Below are 9,523 nucleotides of genomic sequence, written 5' to 3'. Positions count from 1 at the left end.
GGAGCTTATGTCCCGCACTGGGTCGCGCTGCACGACAGCACGGGACAGGTGTTTGGCAATGGGATCGCCTTCACCATCAACCGGAGCGGGCCACAATATGCCGCGCTGCCCGAGGACGTGGTCATCCAGCGTCTCGCGACGGCGAAGGGGCAGCTCGGAACAGCGGCGGAGTACCTGTTCCAGACCCAGGCCGGTCTGCAGCAGCTCGGCATCCAGGACCCGCTGATCGATCACCTGACACGGGCTGTGACAGAGGAACAGAGAACCGGGTCGTGATGTTACCAACGCAACGTGATGGCGAGATCCGTCAGGCCGGGAACAGAGACAACCCGTAGTTTGGCGAAGGCATTTTGACCGCGAAGCAGAATGAAATCCAGGTCCCGGACTCTTTCAGAGCCAGCAGTTTCCGATCGGCTGCGTGAATAGGCCGGACAGAAGGCAGCACCCGACCGACATGCCCGACCCTCAGGTCGCACTTGCAACGCGGGAGCCATCCACAGAGGACCTGTTATGGGTACGAGTCCTTCCCCTCTGATTCGGCGCCCAGCACCGAGCATGAGGAAGGGCCATGATCAGAAAGACGACGCTCGCCGCCGCCACGGTCGCCTCACGATGAGTGTCAACAGTTCGCGGAACTAACCCCACTTTCTCTGGACATTGTACGATCGTTGATGCAACTATGGGTTGAAATTCGCTGCGCATGGGCGTGATTGAGGGCGGTCTGGTGATAGCTAAGTCAGTTCTCTTCGCATGTGTCGGCGGGGCAGCCCTGCTTGCTGCCTGCACTGACGAGCCATTGAGGGCACAGAAGATGTTTGGCCCAGTCGCGTTGCAGAACTGGGCGCAGCAGGACCAAGCAACGAACGTCCAGGATTGGCATCGGATCGCCGTGAAAATCGCTGATCAAATGCAGAATGCTGGTCTGCTTGCGGCGCCGAGCAGCTCATTGAATGATGCTGATTCAGTGGCCCGTGCCCAGCAAGCATTCTTTGTACGCGCCGATCAGGATACACCATTTGCTCGAGAGCTAAGCCGGGCGCTCGGGGCCGAGATACTCAGACGCCAAGGGGTGCTCGCGACCTCCCCCAGCCGAGCTCACGTTGTCGAGGTGGGCGCAGACGTGGTCATCTGGGGCTCTCGGCTGAAATCTGATCCGGGAAGGATCCGTGCTGAGGGCATCTGGTTCGCAACGTTGAAGTCGCAAGACAGAGTGCTCCTGAATTTCCAGGAGCCCTTCTACATCTTTCCCTCCGACGTGCCGAACTATGTGCACGTCCGCGACCCGGGGCAGCATTTAGCTCGCAGCGCCCGGCCGCTCCAATACGCCCAGTGAGCGGGCTGCTGATGATGAAGAGCGCGAACGTTTCAGTGCACCGCAGACTGCTGGTACTCGGATCGATGCTGGCCCTCGGGGGCTGCACCGCGGGTTTCCAAGAACCATCCTCGCCGGCCGCTACCGATGCGCATGGCCGCGGGCAGGCCAGTGATCTAGCTGTTCTGACTTATCGCGCGGTTGATCGGCTGGTGAACTCGACTCCACAACTTACTAGGACCGTGCCGGTCATCGTATCATCCCTTACCGACTCTCAGCGGATTGATCAGAGTTCACTTTTTGGCACGTTCATCGCCGACATCGTCAAAAGCAGACTTGCTCAGCGGGGCATGACGGTGTCGGAGCAGCGCCTCCGTTCTGCTATGCTGAGCAAGCAGGACGAAGGCGAGATGATGCTGACGCGCGACAGTCGAGCAGCCGTTCCTGGTCCGCATTATTCATGTGTGCTGACGGGTACATATGCAGCTGCGGGCTCTAAAGTGTATGTAGCCTTGAAGCTCGTCTCCGCCAGCGACGCCCGCATCATCTCTGCAGTGGACTTCGTGGTCTGGCGCGACGACGACGTCGCGCGTTTGCTCGGGGATGTATTCCCGTCCGCCAGTGACCGCCTCAGCTGATTAGCCCTTCCTATTCGCCGGGCGGTGGTGGCGGGGGCCTTGGCGGGCTGACTTGAGGGCTGGACATGCGTTCGTGCCCGCGTGCGTGCGGCGGTGATGTTGGGCTCGGACGGGCGGCGTTGGAGGTTGCTGGGCGAGAGGCGCGGTGGGCACTGGCCCCGTCGGTCATGGCCCGGCCGGATGGAAGCTGCGGACGAGGCCGCAGAGCAGCACCGCGTGTGGGTAGGCGGCGGTGAAGGCGATGCGGACCCGGCTGGCGGTCTCGGTGATCCGGCCCGCGAGTTTGAGCAGGTGCAGCCGGAGGGTCGTGAACGCGGCGGCGGCCAGGTCATGTGGCCTGGGGATGCGGTCGCGGAGGGTCAGCAGCAGCCAGTAGGCAGCGGTATGGAGGATGAGGCGGACCTGGTTAGCCAGTGGCGAGCGGCAGGAGGTGCGGTCGGAGGCGAGTTGCCCCTTGTGCAGCTTGATCAGGTTCTCCGCCTGTCCCCTCGCGCAGTACAACCGTTCATCACAACGCACATCTCTCTATGTTGTTGATGGAAAGAGGCTTTGCTGCGCGGGGTTCGGTACCGTGGGGTGCTGCGGCCCGCGAACGCGTTGGGCGAGGGATTGCCCGGCATCGCCATCAAGGTCGGCACGTCGGAACAGCCAAGGGCCATCCGCGACGGGGTGCATGGCGTTGATCTCGCCCCGCTCGGCAGCGAGCCGGAGTGTTCGCGGCGCCACGCCGACCAGGGTGGCGGCCTGGCTCAAGTTAAGCCAGGGCTCGATGCTGTCCGGCGCGGCAGTGTAGACCGGGATCTTGTGGTGTGATCGTAGTGAGGTCACCCGCTCACGCGTCCACCGGTTACCGTTGCCGGTTCTGAGCCCGTTGCGATTGAGAATGCCGGCGATGACATCGTCCTTCAGGATGAGGGCGAGGCCGCGCACGGCCTCGACGGTGTCGGCGGGCGTGCTGTTGCGCTGCCCCCGCCGGCGGCGTGGCAGCCGCAGTTCGGTGTGGGCACCGCCTGCCCAGTGGATCTGGATGACGATCTCGGCCGTGTGGTCGTCGAGATCGGCAATGGCTTCGTGGATCACGGTCCGGACGATGCGTTTCTTGAGCCGCGCGTCGGTGGTCGGTGCCGACCAGACCGCTTCGAGGTCCTCGGCGAGGCTGGCCAGGGAGATCGGCGTGGGATCGCCACGCGGAGGGGCGGCGGCGTCATGTGCGGCGATGCGCTGCTCGACTGCGGCAACGTGCGTCAGCGCACGGTTCCAACGCGTCTCCAGCTCGCCCGCGACGTGGCGGTTCTCCGGGTCGGCGGCATCGTACTGCCGGAAAGCCCGGTCGGCCGCATAGCGTGCCGCCTCGAGATCGCGCATCAGGGCGTCCCGCACCTCGTCGCGCCGGGCCGTGGCCTGCGCCTCTGCTGCCTGCGCGGCCTGCACGGCGGCCGGCCTGACGACGGTGAGCAGCGCCGCTGCCGTGGCATCGTCGACGCGTAGCCCGCCGAAGGCGATGCAGCTCGGCTCCCCGTAGTCGAGCCGGCCGCGGGTGCAGGCGTAGCGCGGGGTATCGTGCCGCGCGCCGGTGTACTGGATGGTGAGCTTCTGGCCACAGCGACGGCAGCGCAGCAGGCCGGCCAGCAGCGCCGAGCCGCGCTTGGGTGAGCCATGCACGTCGGCCGCCGGTACGTTCCTGCTCACCATCTGCCGGATCGCCTCCGCACGCTCCCACTCGACGTAACCTTCGTGAGCGCCAGGCCGCAAGGCCAGCCAGTCCGCGCTCGCCTTGCGCCGGCAGCAGGCTCTCGCCCCTGCGCCGTCATAGCGCACCGCCACGCCTGTCTTGCCGTAGGCATAGGCCCCGCCATAGGCCGGGTTGGCAATGAGCTGGCCGATGCTGGAATAGCGTGGCCGGCGCCAAACCACCGCGCCGCCGGAGGTCCTGGCCGGCAGGTCGAGCCCGTGCTCCAGGAACCACAGCAGCGCCTGGCGCACGCTCCCGAGTTCAGCGACCTTGTCGATAGCCAGCCCGATTGCCGCCTGGACCCGCCGATCGGGGTCCTTCTCCAGCCGGTCGCCCACCTTGATGAAGCCCACCGGCGCGGCAACGACGAGTTCGCCGCGCCGGGCCTTCTCGTGGCGTGCCGCGAGCGAGCGCTGGCGCAGCAGATCGAGCTCATACTCGTTCAGGCTGCCTTTCAGCCCCAGCAGCAGCCGGTCATTGCCCTGCCGCGGCGCGTAGACCGTTTCCTGGTCGATCAGCACCGTGTCGACGACGCGGCACATCTCCACCAGTTGCTGCCAGTCGCGGCTGTTGCGCGCAAACCGCGACACCTCGAGGGCTGCCACTGCCCCAACCTTGCCGAGACAGACCTCGGCGACCATGCGCTCGAAGCCGGCGCGCACGACACCGCCGGCCGCGGAGCGACCGAGATCGTCGTCGATCACCTCGATCTCGGACCAGCCGAGCTGCGCCAACCGCTCCCGCATGGCGTATTGCAGGGCCTGGCTTTCCCGGTTGTGCTGGACCTGGTGGGCCGAGGACTGGCGGACATAGAGCACTGCCTTGCGCGCCCGGTGCTGCGCGCCAATCTTGTCAGCGCTCATCGGCTACGCCCCCGGCCTCGGGTGCCAGGCTGCCGAGATGGGCGATCAGCAGGGGCACCATCAGCGCCGCCACCGCCTGCCGGGCCGGCTCCGGCAGGGTGCTCCACCCCGGCACCACACACGCCGTCGGCGGCGGGCTCGCTGGAAACAGGTCGGGTTGCCAGTCCGGCGTCCGCAGGCGGCGACGGGGGTTTGGCATGGCGCTCTCCGGGGCGGTGGGGCGCAAAGGCTACCGCCGCCGTGCCCCCCGTCGTCTCCGAAAGCAGGACCCGCAACGCCACCAGCGCCGACAACGCCGCCACCGGCTCTGGCGCCTGCCACGTCCCGCGGCAGGCCGCCGCGTCGAGCATCCAGGTCGGGATCTCCCGCAGCCGGACCACATCGGTGCCGGCCAGACTGCAGCGCGCCCAGGAGCCGGTCGCTCGCTCGATCACCTCATGCACGCAGACCAACCGGCCCGACCACGGATGCCACGCGTAGGCAACCGTCACCTCGCCCGCAAACGCAGTACTATGGGTCTTGTGTCGGAGAGTTCTACAGGCCGTCATAGACCCACTCGGCGCTGCCCCGGGCGAAGCTGGTGACCACGAAGCGGATATCGAGGCCCATGCTGCTGGCCTCGATGCGGGCGACCACCCGGCGCTCGCGGGACCAGGACCTGGCCCGGTACCCGGTTTGGGCATAGCGGCGCAGCACCGGGACGCCCTCCTCGGCACGGCGGGCCCGGACATCGTCGGCGGCTTCCTCGACCTGGCCGCGCAGCACGGCATTAGTCGGCAGGCCGAAGACGTAGCCGACGCCCTCGGCCTCGCAGAACGCCATCACCTCCGGGCGGCCGTAGTGGCCGTCGCCGCGCAGGGTGATGTGGGTGCTCGGCCAGTGGCGCCGGATCTGCCGAATCAGACGACGCAGATGCCTCCGAACCTCCGCGCCCGAGGGGATCTTGCCCGGCCGCAGCAGCACCATCACTGGGCGGGAGGTGGCGGTGTCGTAGACGTGGATGGGCAGGAAGCAGCGCTCGTCGTAGTGGGCGTTGAACAGCGATAGCTGCTGGCGCCCGTGCACCACGTCCACCGTGTCGCCGACGTCCAGCGTCACGGCGGCGGATGGCCTGGGGTAGCTGGCGCAGTAGAGGCCGACCATGGCCCGCATCAGCCGGATCACCTCGAGCAAGGAGGGCGCGTTCTCCCGGCGCGACATGGTCGGCTGCGAGCAGAGGTCCCGCCCCGTGTCGGGCAGGCGACCGCAAGCCAGCTTGAAGCCGGGATTCCGGCGCAGATGGTCGAGGTCGTCGGCGTCCTCGTAGCCGCAGGCGATCGCCAGGATCCGCGCCCGCAGGATGTCGGCCAGCGGGTGGATGACCCGCGATGGGTCGCGCGGATCAGCGATTAGCGCTGCCAGGCGGTCACAGAGACCGAGATGGCGCTCCGCCGCGGCCAGCAGCATCACCCCGCCGTCTGAGGTCAGCCGACCGCCATCAAAGGCGGCAACCACCTTCTTGCGGCCGATCGCTGGAAAGCCGAACGGCTCGGTCGTATCGTCGTCCATGGCGGGTGTGGCGCGCCCTGAAGATGCTGCGGGTTGGTCTCGACACCCAAATCCGTAAAACCATTCACCAGCTTACGCCACATCCGCCAGCCCCATTCCGACGCAGTCGTGAATAAGAAGGGTTAGGTGGCGGCGTTGTCAGGTTGGCGATGACGGCAATGCTGAGATCTTGCGGCTGGTGATGGCCTTACACGGCACGTGCAACTCCAGTCACATCTCGCCATGTGCGAAATGCCGCGTCACGAGCGGTACGGTATTCAGTGGCAGTCATGCGGTGGCGGCGAAGCTGGAAGTGGTTGTGGATCCGGCTGTGCGTGGATAGGAAACGCTGCGCGTGGCGGGCCGATTTGAACCGCTGCATTTGCCGCTCTCGTCGTCGCGTTGGCTGGTGCGACACTTCGGCCCGGTTGTTGAGATACCGGCTCTGCCGGTGCACCACCCCGGGCAGGATGTCGCGCTTCGCCGCGGCGTAGCTCTTCAGCTTGTCCGTGACGATCACACGCGGGACGTACTGCAAGCCCTTCAGCAGCTTGCGGAAGAAGCGCTTAGCGGCCTTGGCGCTTCGCCGGTTCTGCACGAGAATGTCGGGCACGTTGCCGCCCTGGTCGACCGCACGCCAGAGATAGTGCTGTTTGCCGCGGATGCGGACAAACACCTCGTCCAGGAACCACTTGTTGCCCGGCCTCGGCCGACGCCGCTTCAGAGCGTTCGCGAACTGCCGGCCAAAGCGCAGGCCCCACGCGCGGATGGTCTCGTAGCTCACCACGACCCCTCGGGCAGCCAGGATCAGCTCGACATCACGCAGGCTCAGGCTGAAGCAGTGGTACAGCCACACCGCATACTCGATGACCTCAGCCGGGTAGCGGAAGCCGCGGTACGGACTGGGCGGGGTCGTCATACAAGGCAGGCTGCCACCGCCCGACCAGACTGCCAACCTGACAACGCCACGGCAAGGCCAAGGATGCGAAGGTCAGCATCGGCTGCATCCGCGCGGTCATGCACCACTTCCGCGGCGAGCCCGGCAGCCACAGATCCATCGCGCCCTCGCGCAAGCTGTGGACCGCACTGCGGGCGCTGGACGGCTACCTCGTCGGGCAGAGCGATCAGCTTGCCGACTACGGCGAGCGGCACCGGGCCGGGTTGCGGGTCGGCACGGCGCTGACCGAAGGCACGGCCAACTTCCTGGTGAACCGTCGGATGAATAAATCGCAGGGGATGCGCTGGTCACGCCGCGGCGCCGATCGACTGCTCCAGGTTCGCTGCGCCGTCTACAACGGCACGCTCGGCACCGGCTTCGGGCAGCGCTTCTCGGCTGCCAACGACTACCACCTGCAAGCAGCTATCGCCGCCTGACCCCCAATCTCGCGGCAGTCCCTCGATAGATGCACTGTCCCGGTGAACTTTCCGTTGACTGTATCTCCTTTCGTAGCGGCTCGGAACGGCAGCCCTTTGCTCTTGGCCATCTCCATGCCTACGCGCGCAATCTCGCGCTCTCACAGAGTGGCAAGAAGGCTGCGCCGATGAATCGAGTGCCGCCGACGACTAAAGCCTTCATCTTCGTTCCTCCGGCGAATACCAGAATCTGCGATATATTCAGCGTCCCGTTGCCCAAGGGTCGATGATCGGGACGCCCGCAGCCTGAAAGGCGCTGGCGTCGCGCGTGGCGACCGCAAAGCCGTGGGCGGTCGCGATGGCCGCGATATAGCCGTCCGGCGTCGGAAAACCCTTGCCCACATTGCGCGCGGCCACGGCGAGGTCGGCATAGTGACGGGCGGCCTTCGTATCGAAGGGCAGGATTCTTCCGTCGAACAGGCCGAGAAGCCCGTCGAGCGTGGTCGCGAGCTTCTGCTTGCGCCGTCCGTCAGGCAGCGCGCCGATGCCGAATAGCAGTTCCGCGACGGTGACGCTGGAAAGATAGAGGGTTTCGGCGGTCTGCTCGTCCATCCAGTCGCGCACGGCGGGGGCTGGATCGGGTTTCATCGCCTCGGAGACGACATTCGTGTCGAGGACGATCATTCAAAGCTCATGGGTTTGGCGGGCGTCCGGTCGCGGCACTGTTCCAATGCCTCGACATCGGCATTGGTCAGCCCGGCCTCGCGGCTCAGCGCCGACAGGGCGGAACCGAGACGCAAGCGGTTGGCGGGGCGAACCGCCGCTTCGAGAATGTCGCGGATTTCGGCCTCTGTGCTGCGGCCATGATGCGCCGCGCGCACCTTGAGGGCGCGGTGGGCTTCTTCGGACAGGTTGCGAATGGTGACAGCGGGCATCTGATAGCATCTTACGAAAAATGATGGCGATGCTATCAATGTAGTCGAAGCGATATCGCTCGACAAGACAGGGGCACGCTTCCTACGCCTGATCCGCTATCTGGCGGGGAAACTGCCGCAAAACTGGTGGTCAGGCGGCGATAGCTGCTTGCAGGTGGTAGTCGTTGGCAGCCGAGAAGCGCTGCCCGAAGCCGGTGCCGAGCGTGCCGTTGTAGACGGCACAGCGGACCTGGAGCAGTCGATCGGGCATTGGCAAGTTGACGGGCGGTGTTCGGGATGGCAGCTCTGGCGCAAACGCTGTCAGAACCATGCGGACATACTCCGGCCGTCCGAGTTCGAGCATGCGGTTGAGTGCGCGGACGGCGATGGCCACTTCTGTTGCGCGGCGCCCGTCGGGGTTCTTCCTCACATTGCGTGCTACGCGGCGACATGAAGGGGAAGCATGCGGGCGCGGAGGAGTTCGCAGCTGGCACGACCGCCCATGCTGCGCTTGAGCGTCTTCAGCCGGCTGATCTGGCCCTCGGTGGTGCCGTTGCTCCACGGCTCGGTGACCGCGTTGCGAACGGCGTCGATGTCGCCCTGCAGGGTGCGTGTGAAGCGGCGCATGGCGTAGATGCCGCTCTCGTGCGCGTCCCGCAGCCAGCGGTCGAGCTTGCCAGTGTCTCGACAGCGCAGAATGGCGCGGAAGCGCATGGCCAGGCGTCGGAGCGTCGTGAAGCCGGGAACAGCGGCTTTCAGGACCCCGACGGCTGCTTGCTGTGGCGCGGTCAACTGCGGCCGCGGCTTGAGGCAGAGGGCCGCGGCAACCTGCGGCGACAGCCGGCGTCCCGTTTCCGGATGGCAGGGCAACTGGGCTGACGCGGGCGAGGCGGTGCCGGGCGGCGCCCCCTTCCGCTCCGTGTGCCGGCGCCAGGCCGCGACGTAACGGGCGAGATAGGTGTAGCAGCCCGTGTAGCCCAGCCGCTGGATCTCGACGAAGAGGCGGCGCACCACCGTGCAGCCCTGCCGCCAGCGGCGCCTCAGGTGCTCATCGAAGGGATCTGTCAGAACTCGCGCCAGGGGGCGCCCGGATTGGTGAGCTGGGGCAGCCCTGGGTAGGCTCCTGACGGGTTGAGAGGCGGCTGGGAGCCTGGGATGAGGTGCGTGGACTGCGGTTCGGCCAA

General features: G+C 66.4%; 11 protein-coding genes and 3 pseudogenes. 4 read left to right on the top strand and 10 right to left on the bottom strand.

Annotation, left to right across the window (positions count from 1 at the left end):
• The 3 genes from ACO1BU_RS34675 to ACO1BU_RS34665 all read left to right on the top strand — a co-directional run.
• Positions 1-276: gamma-glutamylcyclotransferase (locus tag ACO1BU_RS34675; protein WP_424140465.1), on the top strand; the 276-nt coding region annotated here is incomplete at its 5' end.
• Positions 277-700: 424 nt separating this feature from the next.
• Complete coding sequence (locus ACO1BU_RS34670) at positions 701-1,333, top strand: hypothetical protein (RefSeq protein WP_424140464.1); 633 nt, start codon at positions 701-703, stop codon at positions 1,331-1,333.
• Positions 1,330-1,950, top strand: coding sequence for a FlgO family outer membrane protein (locus ACO1BU_RS34665; RefSeq protein WP_424140463.1), 621 nt, complete (start codon positions 1,330-1,332; stop codon positions 1,948-1,950). The genes ACO1BU_RS34670 and ACO1BU_RS34665 overlap by 4 nt, the downstream gene beginning before the upstream one ends.
• 165 nt (positions 1,951-2,115) lie before the next feature.
• Here ACO1BU_RS34665 and ACO1BU_RS34660 read toward each other — a convergent pair.
• From ACO1BU_RS34660 to ACO1BU_RS34640, 5 genes and pseudogenes are all read right to left on the bottom strand, one after another.
• Positions 2,116-2,457, bottom strand: a pseudogene (locus ACO1BU_RS34660) (transposase); the annotation flags it as partial.
• Positions 2,458-2,475: 18 nt separating this feature from the next.
• Positions 2,476-4,545: a recombinase family protein gene (locus tag ACO1BU_RS34655; protein WP_424140462.1), complete on the bottom strand. Its 2,070-nt coding sequence runs from the start codon at positions 4,543-4,545 to the stop codon at positions 2,476-2,478.
• Positions 4,535-4,744, bottom strand: coding sequence for a hypothetical protein (locus tag ACO1BU_RS34650; protein ID WP_424140461.1), 210 nt, complete (start codon positions 4,742-4,744; stop codon positions 4,535-4,537). The genes ACO1BU_RS34655 and ACO1BU_RS34650 overlap by 11 nt, the downstream gene beginning before the upstream one ends.
• A gap of 338 nt (positions 4,745-5,082) precedes the next feature.
• Positions 5,083-6,093 (bottom strand): annotated as a pseudogene (locus ACO1BU_RS34645) (IS1380 family transposase); the annotation flags it as partial.
• Between the two features lie 187 nt (positions 6,094-6,280).
• Complete coding sequence (locus ACO1BU_RS34640; protein ID WP_424140460.1) at positions 6,281-6,991, bottom strand: IS6 family transposase; 711 nt, start codon at positions 6,989-6,991, stop codon at positions 6,281-6,283.
• Between the two features lie 98 nt (positions 6,992-7,089).
• On the opposite strand from ACO1BU_RS34640, the gene ACO1BU_RS34635 reads away from it, so the two are divergent.
• Positions 7,090-7,446 (top strand): hypothetical protein, encoded by a 357-nt coding sequence (locus ACO1BU_RS34635; protein WP_424140459.1) that lies wholly within the window; start codon positions 7,090-7,092, stop codon positions 7,444-7,446.
• Positions 7,447-7,469: 23 nt separating this feature from the next.
• On the opposite strand, the pseudogene ACO1BU_RS34630 reads toward ACO1BU_RS34635, so the two are convergent.
• The 5 genes and pseudogenes from ACO1BU_RS34630 to ACO1BU_RS34610 all read right to left on the bottom strand — a co-directional run.
• Positions 7,470-7,616 (bottom strand): annotated as a pseudogene (locus tag ACO1BU_RS34630) (DUF3363 domain-containing protein); the annotation flags it as partial.
• A 70-nt stretch (positions 7,617-7,686) separates the two neighbouring features.
• Entirely contained in the window at positions 7,687-8,109 is a 423-nt protein-coding gene (locus ACO1BU_RS34625; RefSeq protein WP_424140458.1) for a type II toxin-antitoxin system VapC family toxin, read from the bottom strand.
• A complete protein-coding gene (locus tag ACO1BU_RS34620) occupies positions 8,106-8,360 on the bottom strand; it encodes a FitA-like ribbon-helix-helix domain-containing protein (RefSeq protein WP_424140457.1) in 255 nt (84 codons plus the stop codon). The genes ACO1BU_RS34625 and ACO1BU_RS34620 overlap by 4 nt, the downstream gene beginning before the upstream one ends.
• Positions 8,361-8,490: 130 nt before the next feature.
• Positions 8,491-8,769, bottom strand: coding sequence for a hypothetical protein (locus ACO1BU_RS34615; RefSeq protein WP_424140456.1), 279 nt, complete (start codon positions 8,767-8,769; stop codon positions 8,491-8,493).
• Positions 8,770-8,777: 8 nt separating this feature from the next.
• Positions 8,778-9,353, bottom strand: a complete 576-nt coding sequence (locus ACO1BU_RS34610) for a transposase (protein WP_424140455.1) — start codon at positions 9,351-9,353, stop codon at positions 8,778-8,780.
• Positions 9,354-9,523 lie beyond the last annotated feature (170 nt).

It is taken from the genome of Roseomonas chloroacetimidivorans, assembly GCF_049629625.1.
Taxonomy (GTDB): domain Bacteria; phylum Pseudomonadota; class Alphaproteobacteria; order Acetobacterales; family Acetobacteraceae; genus Roseomonas; species Roseomonas chloroacetimidivorans.
The sequence above is the reverse complement of the archived record's forward strand: the minus strand, read 5'-3'. Positions and strand labels throughout refer to the sequence as shown.

Excerpts from the sequence above, each read along its gene's own strand:
- ACO1BU_RS34670 (WP_424140464.1), top strand. The coding sequence starts at position 701 with ATGGGCGTGATTGAGGGCGGTCTGGTGATAGCTAAGTCAGTTCTCTTC.
- ACO1BU_RS34655 (WP_424140462.1), bottom strand. The coding sequence starts at position 4,545 with ATGAGCGCTGACAAGATTGGCGCGCAGCACCGGGCGCGCAAGGCAGTG.
- ACO1BU_RS34650 (WP_424140461.1), bottom strand. The coding sequence starts at position 4,744 with ATGCCAAACCCCCGTCGCCGCCTGCGGACGCCGGACTGGCAACCCGAC.
- ACO1BU_RS34640 (WP_424140460.1), bottom strand. The coding sequence starts at position 6,991 with ATGACGACCCCGCCCAGTCCGTACCGCGGCTTCCGCTACCCGGCTGAG.
- ACO1BU_RS34635 (WP_424140459.1), top strand. The coding sequence starts at position 7,090 with ATGCACCACTTCCGCGGCGAGCCCGGCAGCCACAGATCCATCGCGCCC.
- ACO1BU_RS34625 (WP_424140458.1), bottom strand. The coding sequence starts at position 8,109 with ATGATCGTCCTCGACACGAATGTCGTCTCCGAGGCGATGAAACCCGAT.
- ACO1BU_RS34620 (WP_424140457.1), bottom strand. The coding sequence starts at position 8,360 with ATGCCCGCTGTCACCATTCGCAACCTGTCCGAAGAAGCCCACCGCGCC.